Source organism: Enterococcus ureilyticus (assembly GCF_001730315.1).
Classification (GTDB): Bacteria; Bacillota; Bacilli; order Lactobacillales; family Enterococcaceae; genus Enterococcus_L; species Enterococcus_L ureilyticus.
Map to the genome: position 1 here is coordinate 22,379 of NZ_MIKC01000013.1, position 16,109 is coordinate 38,487.

Genomic DNA, 16,109 nt, shown 5'->3' on the forward strand with positions numbered 1-16,109 from the left:
TTTACTCTCCCAACACTTCAATTATGTCTCCGTCTGTAATCGGATAATCTTTTAATTTTTTCTCTTCATCTAGAAGAATTCCTTTATTCAATACTTTGATTTGGTATTTTTGGACATTTTTTTCTTTTCCAAAGATTTGATTTAATTCTCGAATGAATCGAAAAACGGTAATGTTATTCGGGATTCTTAAATCGACCATTTTTTCTTTATTTTTCTGATACAACAACGTTACGTTGATGTGTTCTGTATTATCCGCCATGAGTTTGTCCTCTTTTTCTGTTGTGATACAAAAGTAAGGTAACGACTGTCACTAATGCTAATCCTAAAATTAAAGGAAACAAAGCAGGGGGAGAAGAAACGGTGGAGACCGTTTCTTCTTTTTTCACCGCTGCTTGGTTCTGTTCAGTTCCTGCAAATAGTTGTGTCGCATCTAGTTCTTTTACTTTTGTTGCTTTTGTTAGGAAGAGCTTAGACATGTCTTCTTGTTTTTGCTTTTCTTCTAGTGCTTTTGCATCGCTTGTTTTTTGGATCATTTCTGCTTCGAACAGGCGATCTTCTGCGACGAAGCTTTTGGTTTTGCCATCGTCGACTTGTTCTTTATTCAAGCGATCTGTTTGTAATTCTAAGTTGTTATCAAGTAATGTTTCTTCTGCGTTAGCCGTAACAGAAAAAGAAATGAGACTGATTCCTAGTAAAAATAAGGACATTCGCTTTTTCATTTTGAGGCCACTTCCTTCGCTTTACGTCTCGGTTTCCAAATAAAAATATTGAATACGATCAATGCTGCGATCGCTAGTAGATATAAAATGATCTGAATAATATTCAAGGCGTTATTTGCCAAGATATCTGCTAGGTTATTTTCACCGATCGACAATGGATTGATGGAGCGAATAAGATCGACCATCGGGTTATTGCCTTTGGTTTTTCCAATGGCGTTGGTGACAAAGACATAGCTGATAAATAGGAAAAGACTTAAGGCAAAGCCTGCGATATGGAATTGCTTCAACGCATAGTGATTCAATAATGAGAAAATCAGCATAAAGAGTACGATCATCATGCCCCAAACGATTTGGGATTCTTTCACGATTCCTAATTCACTGATACTTAACAGACTTAAAATCAAGCCAATGCCGATAGCACTTAAACTGAGTAGCATTGTTTCCAGCATGTTGTCTTTGAGCCAGAGTTTTTCTCGTTTGAATTTATTCTTGACTTTTCTTGCGACAGGTTGCGTAGCAAAGAGGTAAGCGATAAATAAGCTCAACGTGTACATGATCAAGATCCAAGTGAAAGGTTCGTTGACCTCAGTTGTTTTGATGGTTGCTTCCGCTTTTCCGTTCACTGGATTGGCGATAAATTGTAGTAAGGTATTGTTTGGTACGCCGTCTTTATGAGCGTTGTTCAGCACTTTGATAAAGGCTGAAACGAAATCATTGTTGTTGGCTAATTCTTTGTTTAAATTGTCCATGATCACATCGGCATTAGCAGATAGATCTTCCCCATTTTTTTGTGCAGTTTGGACTTCTTTGTCGAAAGATGTGAAGACCGATTTAACGCTTTCGGCTTCTTTAACATTCATATCAGATGCTTCTTTCAGCATTTCAGCTTGTTGTTTGATCGTTTTAAGCATCGAGTCGATTGCAGATATCTCTGTGTCTGTGGCAGCATTATCCGCTTCAACTTTCAGGTTAGATGCTGTGGCTTCGGACATATTCTTTTGCCAGTCGGCGATTTGAGCTAAATGATTTTGGACATTTTCGTTTAGACTCATAGTATTGCCTTGAATATCTTGAAGCTTTTCACCAATGCGACCAGATTGACGATCGATATCGTCGGCTTGGCGACGTAGTGTTTCAAGCTTGGCATATTGGTCTTTGTAATGACCTGTCGCGAAGGTTCCGTTAAGGACTTGTTTGAACATTTCCGTCATGTTCATGTCCAATAAGTTGTTGAAGACATCGAATGGGTATTTATCGAAGTCTTTTAATTCTGCGTTGACTGTTTGATACAATTCGATTGTTTTTCCTAATTGTTCTGTATATTTTCTTTGAGCCCTTTGGTAATTGGGTGTTAAAAAGGCAGATAGATCGGTTGTCTGCTTCCAAGTAACTACATATGTGCCTGCCACTGCTCTAGCTGTATACGTGTCAACTTGAGGTGTATCTTTTGGCGTAACTGCCTCAGTTGATTGTGCTGACTGACTTGTTTCTTCAGTAGAAGTACTCTCAGTAGTTTGGTTTTCTTGGGACTCAGGCTCTGTTTCATTGGTCGTTACATCGACAGTTGGTAGTGCTCGTGTAACTTGTGCATTTCCATCATTATCTGGATGAAGCACTTTTACCACTGAAATTGGGATTGTAGGTGCACCGTTAGTTTCTTCAAAATTGTCTGCAAATGTATACGTAAAGTCCATGTAAGAATTAGAACTAGTAATTTGAATCTCTTCACCAGCAGGATCAACTTGGTTATTACCATAATTATAAGTAAGGGATGCAATTTCAGGAGGAATTTCACCAAAAATAATCTTTCCGTCCGTTTTATAGTTTTCTGTTTTGATTCTGAACGAACGGGATTTTGTAATAGCAGTATCTCTTTCCTTAATCAAATTATCATAGGTTGTTCTCAACTTCTCATGATATTGACTTTTACTGACTGTTTCACTATCGACTTTCCATTCCAATTCTTCGATCTTAGGATTATCAGGATATTTATCATTGGTATCGCGAATTTTTTGATTGATTTTTTCTATAGTAGCCAACATGCCAGAGTTTCCATACATAGATGTTCGAATGTCATCAATAGCAGGGTTTTCAGTATATGGAAAATGACCATATAAAAAGACTTCATTGAACTGATTAATATCTCGGGTATCTTGTTTAAAAGGTAAGCTGTCCAAACGCTCTTGCATTTTCAGCAGGTAATTATCATTAAATTTAGTAACATCTGAGAGTTGACCAGAATCGTAATCCATTTTTTTAAGGACATCTCTAAACGTCACTTCATCTGGAGTAGTAACTCTAAATTGGTTGAAGAACTCTTCACTATAAGTATCAAAATACTCATTCTGAATAGCGGTCAATTCATCAATCTGCTTTTCAACATCTGCTTTAGAAGCAAGTAGTTGTTCATTCAATGCATTCATCTGCTCGATATAACGGCCATTTCCATCATCTGAGGCAATGAAATCATCCTGTAATGATTGATTCAAGCTTTCTAGTGTGCTGTATAATTTGTTTGTTTCAGAACTTAACACACTGTCATCCATTGAGGTCAAAATCTTAACAAACTCTTCGTAAGTCAATTTTCCATCAGCCCGTTGCTGTAATAACTGTTCTAGCAAAGTAGAAAAATCTTGATGGCTACTTACGAGAGACTCAGGATTTTTAATAAATTCAGTTAATGTATTTGTCAACAAGTCATTTGCTTGTAGGGCACTTTGAGACTGTGAGGTAATACCTGGTAAATAGTCTTTAAAATTAATCGTCGGTTGGTAAAGAATGTCTTGAAACTTCCCAACGGAATCTGTTTGATTTGTATACACTTTTTCAATATTTTGTTGTGCCGTATACAAATTATCAATGATACTCACCACATATAAATCCACAAGCTGTTGGTTCAAATCATTGACGATTTTTCGGCCAACACTTCTTGATTCATTTTCTAAAGTAGCATTACCATTCGCATTGATTTTGTAATTGACTTGAACTTTTTCAGGTGCTTCGCTGTCTAATTCTAAAAGCTTGCTTGAGAAATTACTTGGAATCGTAACAAGTAGGTTATAAGTGCCAGTTTTTAAACCATTCTCGGCAATTCCTCGACTCACTGTGAACCAGTTGTATGTCGCATCTTTTTCGATTTTCTTCACGTAATCTGCGCCTAGGTTATAGTCTATGTTATTTTTGTTAATCCCGTTATCTTCATTTACCAACGCAATATTCAACCGCATATCTTGATCTTCTTTCGCTTTATTCGCAGAGATATCGGTAAAATCGCGATTCATAAATATCAGCATAATAAGTAAAATTACAACCATCCAAACAGATTTCAACATATAATATAGTTTTTTACTGTTCATTTATCATTCTCCTAAACAAAAGAGGAACAGCGAGGAGCAAGTGCCCTCCCTATTCCTCAGTTATGTGTTTCTTATAGACCTCTTCCGATTGCTGAAGAGATATTTTGATCTGTTTCTTCTACAATAGTAGCAACTTCGTTCAATTGTTTGTTGATTTGATCTAATAACTCAGCGAACTCGCTTACTTTTGGTTTTAAAGCAGTGAATTGATCGTTAAAGCTATCAAAACCGCTACCTTCCCAGTTTCCTTGAATCGTATCTTGTTCAGATTGTAATTTTTGTAAAATATCTTGAACTTGTTGCGAACCGTCCGTATATTTTGTTGCAGAAGTTCTAAGTTCTTGTGGGGATAATTTAATTCTATCGCCTGCCATTTTTCATTCCTCCAAATTGTTATTTTAGAGAGCACTATTTGTGCCCGCTAGTTACCTAAACGTTACCATAAAAAGAGGCTGTAAAATACTTAATGTAATAAGTTGCGTGTTTTAGGTAAAAAATAACAAGGGTAATAGAATTATAATTTACCTTTAAGGAAATTTTTTAGATTTCTGTGGTTTTTATAGTTATCTAGAAGTCTGAAAAATAAAAAAAGCCTATACATTATAGACTTTTTCTAGCTTTTAGGAACGTTGCATAGGATACTTTTAACTCCTCTTTAAATGTTCTGCTCATTGGTAAGGAAAGGTTATTTTCTTGTTGTAGACCATCTTCAAATTGTTTAACGAAAATTTCATTTTTCGCGATTTCAACAATATAGTTCAAATTCACCACATAGCTGCCATGGATTCGAGCAAATAAATGTTTATCTAATTTAGCGATGATTTCGGCCATCGTTAAATACGTCTTATAGATTCGTTCCGTCGTGTGAATGTATGCGACACGTCCACTTTTTGCGATATAGACAATTTCATTCATCGGCAATACCACAAGTTTTCGATTAAATGAAAACTCAAAATAAGCATGAATCGCATTAAAATAATTTCTTGCTCGATCCATGGTTTCCAATAAACAAGCACTTGAAATTGGCTTCACTAAATAATCAAAAGCCTGCACTTTGAACACATCCGGCATCCGTTTAATATCATCTGATACAAAAATGATCAATGCTTCTACATCAAAGGCTCGTATTTGTTGGGCTAACGCAACACTATCTGTTTCAGTCATTTCAATAGAGATAAAGTATATATTATAACTTGTCCCAATTTCGTTGAGGTGTCGTATCAGCTTTTCACCGTTACTAAAAAAATCAAATTCGTATTGCTGAGAAGTGTGCAGATGGATTATCTTCTCAATGTTTCCTATTTCTTTCTGGTTATTATCACACAATGCAATCTTCAATCGCTCATCTCCCCTTGAGTATAAGATTAAAAATGTATGTTTATAAAGTATTTATCACTTTTCAGTTGCTTTATTTTGGTCAATTACAATTGTAGCATATTTTTTTTACAGAAATTCTCAAAAATTGTACGAAAAGCGGTGTTTTTAGAGAATTTGTTATAATCTTTATCAATAAATAAAAATGTTAATTGATTTTTAAGAAGGCTATTTCTATATATGAAGCGTTTTTTTTGTTAAACTAACATAGAATGACGAGGGGGGAGATGAAATGGAAATACGTTACAATTCAGATGGGCAACCAATTGGCTATTCTGTAACGAATTGGTCAAAAAGAGAGTACCCAACAAAAGCTATACTAGAGGGAACCTATTGTGATTTAGAAAAAATAGATCCTAAGCAGCATCTCGAAGATTTATATCAAGTTTATGGTCCAACGAGTCCAGCTAAAAACTGGACATATTTACCAATGGAGCCATTTGAAGATAAAGCTGAATTTTTTACTTATTTAGAGTCAATTAGTCGATCACAAGATCCATTTCATTATGCGATTATTGATAAGTTTAATAGAAAAGCCATAGGCACGTTGGCTTTGATGCGAACAAATAGAGAGCAAGGGACGATCGAAGTAGGATATGTTATCTATTCTGATCAATTGAAACAAACGCGGATCGCTACAGAGGCCCAATATCTTTTAGCTTGTTATGCGCTAGATGAGCTAGGCTATCGACGTTATGAATGGAAATGTGATGCCTTGAATGACCCTTCCAGAAAAGCTGCCACACGTTTAGGGTTTGTCTTTGAAGGAATTTTCCGTAATGCTGTGGTTTATAAAGATCGAAACAGAGATACGGCATGGTTTTCTATCATTGATAGTGAATGGACACAAACGAAATCCCGTCTAGAATCATGGTTAGCTCCTAGCAATTTTACGGCTGATGGCCAGCAAAAAAAGCGCCTGAAAGAATGTTAAACACAAAAATAGTGTATTTGAAAGGAAATGAATCAAATGAAAAAAATAGAAATTCAATTAGCAAAGATTCCTAAGCCTGCCATTTTTCCGGATGTTGCACCAACCTTTTTAACGGATGAAACAATGGCTGAAAGAAAGCATAAGCTTTTGGAAAATATGAAGTCAGAAGATTTTGATGCCTTAGTGGTCTACGCGGACAAAGAGCATGGCGGGAATTTTGAATATTTAACTGGATTTATTCCTCGTTTTGAAGAAGGACTGCTTGTTTTGGATGTTACTGGAGCATGCACACTACTATTAGGCAATGAAAATCTCAAAATGGCAAAAGTTTCACGGATCGACAATCAATTAGTCCACTATCCGTTGTTTTCTTTGCCAAATCAACCGATGGATAACGAAGTGAGTTTGGAAAATATTTTTGAAACGATTGGCTTATCGAAAAAGAACAAGATCGGCGTCGTCGGCTGGAAAATGTTTACCGCAACGCAATCAGCTAATGATACACTATTTGATTTGCCTTATTTTATTGTTCAAGCTCTTTTAGCAAGTAAAAGGGAGGAGGCAGTTCTTAAAAACGCAGCGCATTTATTTATTCGAGGAGATAAAGGAGTTCGGATAACAAATAATGTAAACGAACTTGCTCATTATGAATATGGGGCAAATCTATCATCCAGTGCCGTATTAAACGCAATGGATGCCGTTGAAATCGGTGTAACTGAAGCTGTTTTAGGGAATAAATTAACAGCGGAAGGACAAACGAATACAGTTGTGACAATTGCTGCAACAGGGCAACGATTTGAATATGCCAATATCTATCCCACACACAAACAAGTGACATTAGGCGATCCACTATCTCTAACAACCGCCTTCAAAGGTGGCTTGTCTAGCCGTACTGGATTTGTTGTAGAAAATGCAACACAACTCCCAGCAACACAAAAAGAATACGTAGAAAAGATAGCAAAGCCATACTATCAAGCAATTACAGCTTGGTTGGAAACCATCAAGATCGGTATGTCTGGAAACGAACTTTATCAAACAATCGAAACAGTCTTTCCAAAAGCGGATTATCACTGGCACTTGAATCCTGGACATTTAGTGGCAGATGAAGAGTGGATGTCGTCACCGATTTATGCTGGTTCGGAGGAAAAATTGAAAAGCGGTATGATTTTACAGCTAGATATTATTCCTTCTGTGTCAGGCTTCACTGGAGTAAGTGCTGAAGAATGCGTGGCGTTAGCAGATTCGGATATACAAAACCAAATCAAAGAAAACTATCCAGAATTGTGGCAACGAATCACGATCAGAAAAAAATATATCAAAGAAACCTTAAACATCGATCTAAGTGAAGATATTATCCCGATGTCTAATACAGTAGGCTATTTACGGCCATTTTATTTAGCAAAAGATCAAGCGTTTCAATGTGTTAAATAGCAAAAATAAGGATCAACCTGTCATTTGACGTATTGATCCTTATTTTATTTTGAAAAATCCATTGTTACACGTGAAACATTTACTTTATTTCTTGTAAAACGATGTTATTTTTCAGTGCTTCAACATTTTCAACCGAAACATAACCTACCGCTTGCTCCAAAGCATTACTCATGCCACAAGCCATCCCATAACGGAGCGTCTCTTCGATCGAAAGCCCCTGATCCAAAGCAAATGCAATCCCGCCTACTGTCGCATCGCCAGAACCTGTTGGATTGATGCTATTGATGGCTGGTATCGTTACATCAAAAATCCGTCCCTGGTATTTTGCGACAGCGCCATCTCCGCCGCAAGAAACGAGAATAAACGGAATATCTTGCAATATCGGATGGGTGAGTTGTCTAATAACTTCCTGTTTGTTTACAATTGAAAGACTAAGTAATTCTGCAAATTCATGAATATTCGGTTTGATAAAATAGGGTTTAATCGTCCCTTGTAAGACATTTTTAAGCTGTTGGCCTGAAATATCGGTTAGAATTTTCACCTCTGCTCCGAGCTGTTCATACAACTGTTGTAAATAGTCTTGGTATAGTCGTTCGTTTTTAGTATTGGCTGATCCGCATAGTGCGATGATCGGTCTTTTTTGTTGTGTAAAGGAAAAATCAATCACGTTAGCAAGTACTTTTTGGGCAGTTTCGACCGTTATCACGGGCCCAAGTTCTACGATTTCGGTTTGATTTTTCTCGCGATCCATTATCGTTACAGCATTTCTAGACTCACCTGGAATGGGGATAAATACGGATTTAAAAGCTTCTTGTTCAAGTGCGTTTCGAATCAGTTCTCCATTTGTCCCAGCTAAAACGCTCATTACTGTTACGTCACTGCCTAAAATTGCCGCTGTTCTGCCAGCGTTGATTCCTTTACCTCCGACGGCTTTGATCGGATTACTACAACGATTCATTTCACCTAAAATAAATGTTTCTGCAAAATAAATGGAATCCATTGATGGATTAAGTGTCACTGTTAAAATCATAATTGCTTCTCTCCTTCAGGTCCTTCGTTAAACTGGGTCCCCGAAAGAGCTGTGAAACCCAGTTTAACTTTTTTTATTTAATAGTTTTCCATAAGATTGATAGAATTTAAATGTTTGTTCGTCTATTTTGTCATCCGTGATCACGTAGTCTAGATCAGACATTTTATAAAAAGTATAGACATCACTGACGTTGAATTTTGTACTGTCAGCTACCACGACTTTTTTCTTCGCATTTTTAAATGCTGCCCGCTGTACGCCACCTTCTAGATAGTTGGAGGTGGTGACATTATTGTTGTAAATGCCATTTGTTGCAGCAAAAGCAATGTCGATATTGATGGTCTCGAATGTCTGCTCAGCATGTTCTCCGATAAATTCTTCTGTGATCGGTGTAAAATCCCCCCCTGTTAATAAAATCCGATAGTCCGTGTGTGCAATAACATAATTAAACGCGAGCAAACTGTTTGTCACAATCATCAAGTTTTGCTTTTGAATGAATGGTAGGGCATATAAAATAGTCGTCCCAGCCCCAACAAAAACAACTTGATGGTCCTGAATCAATGAATTCATGATCTTCCCAATGTATTCTTTTTGCTCGATATGTAGATTAATTTTTTCATGCGTTGCCAGTTCCTTATCTTTACGATCGATTTTTTGAGCACCACCGTATAAACGAACGAGTTGATTCGTGTCGCTCAATTCAGTGATATCTCGGCGAATCGTCATTTCAGAAACTTGAAGCTCTGCTGCAATATCGGATACGGTCATAAAGGTATTTTTTTCTAATAATTCTAGAATATGGGCATGACGCTCTCTTTTTAACATAATATGCTCCCCTTTTTGTTCGAAAATGTTTATCTATTACATTTTAAACGTAAAATGAACAAAAAACAATCGAAAGAAAGCGTTGACAAACCATTTAACAAGATGTATTCTTTTTGTATAAACAAAGTTTAACATATATTTACAAAGTTGAACATAAAAACTTTGAATTGAAGCAAAATGAAGGAGGAATTACAAAGATGAAACAGATGTTTCAACCAGAATTGATTGATTTGCACATAACGGTTCAAAATGAAGAAGAATTATTTGAACTTATTGCAAAGCGATTGCAGCAAACAGGGTATGTAAATGGTGGTTATTTGGAAGGAATCAAGTCAAGAGAACAGGTATTTCCGACTGGACTGATCACAGAATATCTAAATATCGCTTTACCCCATTCTGATACAGACTATATTGAAAGGCCTTTCATATATATTGCAAGAACAACAAAGCCGATCAAGGTCAAACAAATGGGCGATAATCAAGAAATGGAGGTGAGAGATCTATTTTTCTTAGGAATCAAAGAACCTACAAAACAGGTTGGCTTACTGCAAGAACTAATGATTTTATTCCAAAATGAAGCGTTTGTAGAAGAATTAAAAGCGATAAGTGAAAATGAACAGCTTTTCAACTTATTCATGAAGCAATGGGAGGAAGTAAAAAATGGCTAGAAAATTAATTGTAGCATGTGGCAGTGGTGTCGCAACAAGTACTACGGTAGCAGAAAAAATCAAGAGTAAATTCGATGAAGATGGAATTGACTATCCTGTAGAAGCTGTGGATTATAAATCGATCTTACAAGAATTACCAAGTGCCAGTATTTATGTTTATATTGCAAAACCTGATGACGAAGTATTAGAAGAAGCAGAGAAATTAGGCGTTTCAGTGTATGCCGGCGTACCATTTTTAACTGGTATGGGCGTTGATACTATTTATGAAGGAATCATCAACGACACGAGAAAGTAAAAAAGAAGAGTCTGTATAAACGGTGGGAGCAGAAGCAATCACTACGCTTCGATCACATCAAATTCTAAGTGCTAAAGCACTAAGATTTGAAGGCTTCGGAAATAAGCCGAAATTCACAAAAATTTGAAATACAATTTTCGTGAACTCCTTCTTATTGCTGTAAAACACAACGAAGTATGAGTTGATGTTGTACAGTACCTACGTGGTTCTCGGGATTAAACACCCCTGTCCCAACCTCCCGATAGTTGTGAGAAAAGGCTAAGCTCTTCTCTCAGCATTTATAACATACAAATTAATCATACCAAAAATTTTAAAAGATAGGTAGGTAGAAGAGATGGAAATTTTTCAATCTGTGATTGATTATATATTAAATCTGGGTTCAGCAATTTTTGTTCCGTTGATTATCCTGATCATTGGGCTGATTGCCCGTATGCCATTGAAAAAGGCCTTTATGTCAGCCATTACTTTAGGGGTTGCCTTTACTGGCATGAGCATGGTGATTGGATTTATGTCAGATGCGGTAAGTCCAGCGTCTGTTGCAATGGCTAAAAATACTGGAATCAGTTTGCCAGCACTTGATTTAGGCTGGACAGGAGCTGCGAGTATTACCTGGTCTTGGTCTTATGCTTTTGTCTTTTTCGCCGTCGTTTTGGGCGTGAATTTCATTATGTTATTGCTAAATTTAACCAAGACATTAAATGTCGATATGTGGAATGTTTGGGGCAAAGCTTTAACGGCTTATCTGGTCTATTTTATTAGCGGTTCGTTGGTTGCAGGATTTATTGCGGCTGTCATTCAAGTTGTATTGGAACTGAAAATGGGCGATATGTTCCAGCGTCATATTCAAGATTTAACTGGAATTCCATTAGTAACAGTGACGCATTTAATGAACATTTCCGCAGTGTTGATGTTACCAGTCAATATTGTGATGGATAAAATTCCCTTCTTTAATAAAAAAGCAGATACATCAGCTTTAAAAGCAAAAATTGGGATTTTTTCTGAAAATAGTGTAATGGGTTTTATTATTGGTGTATTGCTTGGTTTTGGCGCAGCATATGGTATTTCTGGTTCATTGAATTTAGGAATCCAAGTTGCGACAGCAATGGCTTTGTTTCCAATGATCAGTAAGATGTTCATGCAGTCCCTTTCACCGTTAGCGGATGCGATGTCTGAAATGATGAAAAAACGGTTCAAGGATCGTGAAGTTTATATTGGTTTAGATTGGCCGATTTTAGCAGGACGTTCTGAAATTTGGGTAACAGCGATTATTTTAGTCCCTGTTTTTATTGGATACGCGATGATTTTACCTGGTAATCAAGTGTTGCCTTTAGCCGGAATCATTAATTACTCCATTGCGGTCGGGGGATTATTACTAACTGGCGGAAACCTGTACCGCATGATCACGCTGGGCATTATTTATACGCCGCTTTATTTATATGGCGCAACGTATCTGGCACCAGTTTTGACAGGATTGGCGAAGAAAACTGGAGCAGTAGATTTAAAAGGTGGCAGTATTACTTGGTCATCTATTGAAGGACCGGAATTTAGAATTCTTTTTGCAGAGGCGGCAAATTTAAATATCCCAGCTATTATTGGGTTTATCATTTTTATAGCCATGTTTGTCTGGTTGTACAAATATATGGCAAAAGAACCAGTTCCAAGTCAACGCTATGATGAAATCAAAAATTAGGGAAATGCTAGAGAGGACTGGATCGTATGAATCAAAAAACAAAGTGGATGATGTTACTATTTTTGGCTATCTTATTGTTTATAGGCGCGCTATCCCTGAATAGTATGCCGATGTATTTTCTAGTCATGTTTCTTTCCTTTTTCATCTATAAAAATGGAAATGCAGTACTTTTCAAAGAATATGATGAAAGAAAAAAACAAAAATATGAAGAATATAAAGTCGTTCAGCAAGCGGCAAAAGAAACGATCCGTACAGGAAAATTATTAAAAAAGAAGGAGCTGTAATCAATTATGGCAGATGGCAGAATATTATTTGAGCGTGAAAGAGAAGATATGGCAAAGATTGTACAATTGATTTTTGAACGTAAGAATACAAATGTAGCAGGCGGCAACTTTTCCTTTAAGACAACTGATAAAGCAGGCAAAGAATTTATTATTATGACACCAACGATGATGTCACAGGCATATTTAGGCCAAGTGTCACCCTCACAGATTTTAGTGGTAGAACCTCATACAAGGAAAGTCATTGCAGGTGAAGGTGGCTTGACTCGGGAAATCAATATGCATGAAGCAGTATATGATGCGAATCCAGAAATTAAAGCTGTGTTGCATGCCCATGCTCCTAATAGTATGTTTTGGGCAACGAGCGGATTGGATATGCCGAACTTAACCGAAGCTACGCAAAAAGTAGAATACATCGAAGTATTAGAATTTGAACCGAACTGCTCAGAAGAATTAGCTGAAATCGTGAGTAATCATATTAAAACAATGGCCAGAAAAACATTACCGCATGAATTTTTACTAGATAGTCATGGTGTGTTGATCACTACTGGTGGAGAAACAGGAATGGAAGCAATCCATTCTGCTTTAGCAATCCTTGACACCGTTGAATGGAATGCTGAAATTGCTTATAAACAAACAATTTTCCAAAAGCTAGGAATTTTGGATGGTTACTATTCTAAAGGAGTGAAAATTGGTACGATTGCCGATTTAATGAACCATGAACCGATTTATAATCAGAAAATCAAAATCACGGCTGGTGGAGACTAAAAAAAGCGAAAATGAAGCAACTGGTTTAAGATGTTCTTACATTTTAAACTGGCTGCTTCTTTTTTTTGCTGTAAAAAAGAGCGGGATTTTTTTGTGGTATATAATAGAAAGAAACATTTTATTACAACTACTAAAAATCTTGCTAAAAACATTGCAAGAAATCTCTATTTGCGTTAAAGTAAGAAAAGACAACTGTGAAACATTTTCTGTTTCACGGAAGGAAGGAAACATATGAAACCTGAAGAATTTAAACAATTATTAAGTCAAAAAGCGATCCAGCTAACGGATCACCAAATGGAGCAATTTGCCCGTTACTTTGAATTACTTGTTGAATGGAATGAAAAAATGAACCTGACAGCAATCACGGAAGAAAAAGAGGTGTATTTAAAACATTTTTATGATTCTATTTCACTAGCCTTTTTCGAAGATTTTTCAACTAACAAATCAATTTGTGATGTCGGTGCAGGTGCAGGATTTCCTAGTATCCCACTGAAAATCGTTTTTCCGACTTTACAAGTAACGATCGTTGATTCTTTGAATAAACGGATCACATTTTTAACTGAATTAGTCAATGAATTGAAGTTGGAAGATGTCTCTTTATATCATGATCGTGCAGAAACATTTGGTCAAAAGGTTGAATTTCGTGGCGCTTTTGACTATGTGACCGCTCGAGCAGTCGCTCGTTTGAATGTGTTGAGTGAGTTATGTCTGCCGTTAGTTAAGAAAGAAGGTTTTTTCTTAGCCTTGAAAGCAGCCAAAAGTGAAGAGGAAATTATTGAAGCAAAACCTGCGATTGCGATTTTAGGTGGTAAATTTCAAAAAGAAGTGTCATTTGAGTTACCCATTACCGAAGATGAACGTCATATCGTTGTGATCCAAAAGAAAAAAGAAACCCCTAAAAAATACCCAAGAAAACCAGGGTTACCAAATAAACAACCAATCAAATAAGATGGAGGGACACAAATGGCACGAATAATTTCTGTAGCGAATCAAAAAGGCGGTGTCGGTAAAACGACGACCACTGTGAATCTGGGTGCTTGTCTTGCTTATTATGGCAAAAAAGTGTTGCTGATCGATATTGATGCTCAAGGAAATGCAACAAGTGGAATCGGTGTACGTAAACCAGACGTTGCAACAGACGTTTATGATGTATTAGTCAATGAAGAACCAATCAAAAATGTGATTCAGCAAACCTCTAGAGAAAATTTGGATATTGTCCCGGCAACGATCCAATTAGCTGGAGCTGAAATTGAATTGACGTCAATGATGGCCAGAGAATCTCGCTTAAAAGCGGCTATTGAAGAAATCGATGATATCTACGATTTTGTTTTGATCGACTGTCCACCTTCATTAGGACACTTAACGATCAATGCCTTTACAGCGAGTGATTCGATCTTGATTCCCGTACAATGCGAATACTATGCTTTGGAAGGCTTGAGCCAATTATTAAATACTATTCGTTTAGTTCAAAAGCATTTTAATCCGGAATTACGTATCGAAGGAGTCTTGCTAACGATGTACGATGCCCGCACGAATTTAGGTGCTGAAGTTGTAGAAGAAGTCCGCAAATATTTCCGTGAGAAAGTGTATGATACGATCATTCCTAGAAACGTTCGTTTGTCTGAAGCGCCAAGTCATGGTTTGTCGATTATTGATTATGATCCCCGTTCACGTGGTGCCGAAGTGTACCAAGCACTAGCAAAGGAAGTGTTGGATAATGAGTAAAGGAAAAGGTTTAGGCAGAGGTATTGATGCGTTGTTTCAAGATTTTGCTAGTCTAGAAGATGTAGATGTCCAAAAAGAAGAAGTCATTGAAATTCCTTTAAATGAACTTCGTCCAAATCCATACCAACCGAGAAAAACATTTGATGAAGCATCTCTTCAAGAATTGGCAAATTCAATCCAGCAGTCAGGTGTCTTTCAACCAATCATCGTTAGAAAATCTGCTGTTAAAGGATACGAAATCATTGCAGGCGAGCGACGTTTCCGTGCATCAAAACTAGCAGAGAAAGAAACGATTCCTGCTATCGTTCGTGAATTTGATGAAGAAGCAATGATGCAAGTGGCCGTTTTAGAAAACTTACAACGTGAAGATTTAAATCCATTAGAAGAAGCAGAAGCATACGATATGCTGATGAAGAACTTGAAGCTGACCCAAGTAGAAGTCGCAGAACGTTTAGGAAAAAGCCGTCCGTATATCGCGAACTACTTACGCCTATTAACATTACCAACACAGGTCAAAGAAATGGTTCAAGGTGAAACTTTATCAATGGGACAAGCCAGAACCTTACTGGGATTAAAAGACAAAGACTTGATTTTAACCTTGGCAAAACGCGTTGTGAAAGAAAACTTGACCGTGCGTCAACTAGAACAAATCGTTAATGATTTAAATGAGAATCAAGGGAAAAAGATACCAAAGAAGGACAAGAAAAACAGCAAGGACAAACCATATTATATTCGTGAAAGTGAAGATCGTTTAATGGATAAATTTGGTACGACTGTTGCCATTCAAGAAAAAGAAGGCAAGGGGAAAATTGAGATAGAGTACCTTTCCCAGTCTGATTTAGCAAGAATCTTAGACATCTTAGAGATTCACTTTGATGAAGCGTAAGACGAAAAAAAAGAGTGCAGAACAAGTTTGGTGAATGAAGTGAGACCCAATAGTTAGACCATAACCCGACCGAAGAAATTTGGTCGGGTTTTTATGCGGTCATCCGTTTGCGATATTGAACGGGACTGCA

Annotated in this window: 17 protein-coding genes; 10 read left to right on the forward strand and 7 right to left on the reverse strand. The window is 36.9% G+C overall.

All coding sequences use genetic code 11. The features are described from left to right. Position 1: 1 nt before the first annotated feature. The 5 genes from BCR24_RS07970 to BCR24_RS07990 all read right to left on the reverse strand — a co-directional run bounded on the left by BCR24_RS07970 (position 2) and on the right by BCR24_RS07990 (position 5,413). Complete coding sequence (locus BCR24_RS07970) at positions 2 to 259, reverse strand: EsaB/YukD family protein (RefSeq protein WP_069640029.1); 258 nt, start codon at positions 257 to 259, stop codon at positions 2 to 4. Further along, a complete protein-coding gene (locus BCR24_RS07975) occupies positions 249 to 719 on the reverse strand; it encodes a hypothetical protein (RefSeq protein ID WP_069640030.1) in 471 nt (156 codons plus the stop codon). Before BCR24_RS07975 ends, BCR24_RS07970 begins: the two co-directional genes overlap by 11 nt. After that, positions 716 to 4,075 (reverse strand): type VII secretion protein EsaA, encoded by a 3,360-nt coding sequence (esaA, locus tag BCR24_RS07980; protein WP_069640031.1) that lies wholly within the window; start codon positions 4,073 to 4,075, stop codon positions 716 to 718. The genes BCR24_RS07975 and esaA overlap by 4 nt, the downstream gene beginning before the upstream one ends. Before the next feature lie 71 nt (positions 4,076 to 4,146). Further along, positions 4,147 to 4,449 (reverse strand): WXG100 family type VII secretion target, encoded by a 303-nt coding sequence (locus tag BCR24_RS07985; protein WP_069640032.1) that lies wholly within the window; start codon positions 4,447 to 4,449, stop codon positions 4,147 to 4,149. Between the two features lie 226 nt (positions 4,450 to 4,675). Continuing rightward, positions 4,676 to 5,413 (reverse strand): LytR/AlgR family response regulator transcription factor, encoded by a 738-nt coding sequence (locus BCR24_RS07990; RefSeq protein WP_069640033.1) that lies wholly within the window; start codon positions 5,411 to 5,413, stop codon positions 4,676 to 4,678. Between the two features lie 274 nt (positions 5,414 to 5,687). Here BCR24_RS07990 and BCR24_RS07995 point away from each other — a divergent pair, with 274 nt between their 5' ends. Together BCR24_RS07995 and BCR24_RS08000 are read left to right on the forward strand one after the other, a co-directional pair. Beyond that, on the forward strand, positions 5,688 to 6,383 hold the full coding sequence (locus BCR24_RS07995) for a GNAT family N-acetyltransferase (RefSeq protein ID WP_069640045.1): 696 nt from the start codon (positions 5,688 to 5,690) through the stop codon (positions 6,381 to 6,383). Between the two features lie 36 nt (positions 6,384 to 6,419). Next, a complete protein-coding gene (locus BCR24_RS08000; protein WP_069640034.1) occupies positions 6,420 to 7,814 on the forward strand; it encodes a M24 family metallopeptidase in 1,395 nt (464 codons plus the stop codon). 79 nt (positions 7,815 to 7,893) lie between these two features. Here BCR24_RS08000 and BCR24_RS08005 read toward each other — a convergent pair whose 3' ends face one another. After that, positions 7,894 to 8,844, reverse strand: a complete 951-nt coding sequence (locus BCR24_RS08005) for a 1-phosphofructokinase family hexose kinase (protein WP_069640035.1) — start codon at positions 8,842 to 8,844, stop codon at positions 7,894 to 7,896. A 63-nt stretch (positions 8,845 to 8,907) separates the two neighbouring features. Next, positions 8,908 to 9,666, reverse strand: coding sequence for a DeoR/GlpR family DNA-binding transcription regulator (locus BCR24_RS08010; protein ID WP_069640036.1), 759 nt, complete (start codon positions 9,664 to 9,666; stop codon positions 8,908 to 8,910). A gap of 197 nt (positions 9,667 to 9,863) precedes the next feature. Here BCR24_RS08010 and BCR24_RS08015 point away from each other — a divergent pair, with 197 nt between their 5' ends. From BCR24_RS08015 to BCR24_RS08050, 8 genes are all read left to right on the forward strand, one after another. Beyond that, positions 9,864 to 10,334 (forward strand): PTS sugar transporter subunit IIA, encoded by a 471-nt coding sequence (locus BCR24_RS08015; RefSeq protein WP_069640046.1) that lies wholly within the window; start codon positions 9,864 to 9,866, stop codon positions 10,332 to 10,334. Next, the gene (locus BCR24_RS08020; protein WP_069640037.1) at positions 10,327 to 10,629 is read left to right on the forward strand and encodes a PTS sugar transporter subunit IIB; all 303 of its coding nucleotides are present in this window, start codon (positions 10,327 to 10,329) and stop codon (positions 10,627 to 10,629) included. The genes BCR24_RS08015 and BCR24_RS08020 overlap by 8 nt, the downstream gene beginning before the upstream one ends. A 334-nt stretch (positions 10,630 to 10,963) precedes the next feature. Beyond that, positions 10,964 to 12,319, forward strand: coding sequence for a PTS galactitol transporter subunit IIC (locus BCR24_RS08025; protein WP_069640038.1), 1,356 nt, complete (start codon positions 10,964 to 10,966; stop codon positions 12,317 to 12,319). Positions 12,320 to 12,345: 26 nt separating this feature from the next. Next, on the forward strand, positions 12,346 to 12,603 hold the full coding sequence (locus BCR24_RS08030; protein WP_069640039.1) for a hypothetical protein: 258 nt from the start codon (positions 12,346 to 12,348) through the stop codon (positions 12,601 to 12,603). 6 nt (positions 12,604 to 12,609) lie between these two features. Next, positions 12,610 to 13,368, forward strand: a complete 759-nt coding sequence (locus BCR24_RS08035) for a class II aldolase/adducin family protein (protein ID WP_069640040.1) — start codon at positions 12,610 to 12,612, stop codon at positions 13,366 to 13,368. Positions 13,369 to 13,599: 231 nt separating this feature from the next. Next, positions 13,600 to 14,316, forward strand: a complete 717-nt coding sequence (rsmG, locus tag BCR24_RS08040) for a 16S rRNA (guanine(527)-N(7))-methyltransferase RsmG (protein ID WP_069640041.1) — start codon at positions 13,600 to 13,602, stop codon at positions 14,314 to 14,316. A 15-nt stretch (positions 14,317 to 14,331) separates the two neighbouring features. After that, positions 14,332 to 15,093, forward strand: coding sequence for a ParA family protein (locus BCR24_RS08045; RefSeq protein ID WP_069640042.1), 762 nt, complete (start codon positions 14,332 to 14,334; stop codon positions 15,091 to 15,093). Next, entirely contained in the window at positions 15,086 to 15,979 is an 894-nt protein-coding gene (locus BCR24_RS08050) for a ParB/RepB/Spo0J family partition protein (RefSeq protein WP_069640043.1), read from the forward strand. The genes BCR24_RS08045 and BCR24_RS08050 overlap by 8 nt, the downstream gene beginning before the upstream one ends. The last annotated feature ends 130 nt before the right edge of the window (positions 15,980 to 16,109 follow it).

Coding starts and splice junctions, on each gene's coding strand:
- BCR24_RS07970 (WP_069640029.1), bottom strand. CDS start 259: ATGGCGGATAATACAGAACACATCAACGTAACGTTGTTGTATCAGAAA.
- BCR24_RS07975 (WP_069640030.1), bottom strand. CDS start 719: ATGAAAAAGCGAATGTCCTTATTTTTACTAGGAATCAGTCTCATTTCT.
- esaA (WP_069640031.1), bottom strand. CDS start 4,075: ATGAACAGTAAAAAACTATATTATATGTTGAAATCTGTTTGGATGGTT.
- BCR24_RS07985 (WP_069640032.1), bottom strand. CDS start 4,449: ATGGCAGGCGATAGAATTAAATTATCCCCACAAGAACTTAGAACTTCT.
- BCR24_RS08000 (WP_069640034.1), top strand. CDS start 6,420: ATGAAAAAAATAGAAATTCAATTAGCAAAGATTCCTAAGCCTGCCATT.
- BCR24_RS08005 (WP_069640035.1), bottom strand. CDS start 8,844: ATGATTTTAACAGTGACACTTAATCCATCAATGGATTCCATTTATTTT.
- BCR24_RS08010 (WP_069640036.1), bottom strand. CDS start 9,666: ATGTTAAAAAGAGAGCGTCATGCCCATATTCTAGAATTATTAGAAAAA.
- BCR24_RS08015 (WP_069640046.1), top strand. CDS start 9,864: ATGAAACAGATGTTTCAACCAGAATTGATTGATTTGCACATAACGGTT.
- BCR24_RS08020 (WP_069640037.1), top strand. CDS start 10,327: ATGGCTAGAAAATTAATTGTAGCATGTGGCAGTGGTGTCGCAACAAGT.
- BCR24_RS08025 (WP_069640038.1), top strand. CDS start 10,964: ATGGAAATTTTTCAATCTGTGATTGATTATATATTAAATCTGGGTTCA.
- BCR24_RS08030 (WP_069640039.1), top strand. CDS start 12,346: ATGAATCAAAAAACAAAGTGGATGATGTTACTATTTTTGGCTATCTTA.
- BCR24_RS08035 (WP_069640040.1), top strand. CDS start 12,610: ATGGCAGATGGCAGAATATTATTTGAGCGTGAAAGAGAAGATATGGCA.
- rsmG (WP_069640041.1), top strand. CDS start 13,600: ATGAAACCTGAAGAATTTAAACAATTATTAAGTCAAAAAGCGATCCAG.
- BCR24_RS08045 (WP_069640042.1), top strand. CDS start 14,332: ATGGCACGAATAATTTCTGTAGCGAATCAAAAAGGCGGTGTCGGTAAA.
- BCR24_RS08050 (WP_069640043.1), top strand. CDS start 15,086: ATGAGTAAAGGAAAAGGTTTAGGCAGAGGTATTGATGCGTTGTTTCAA.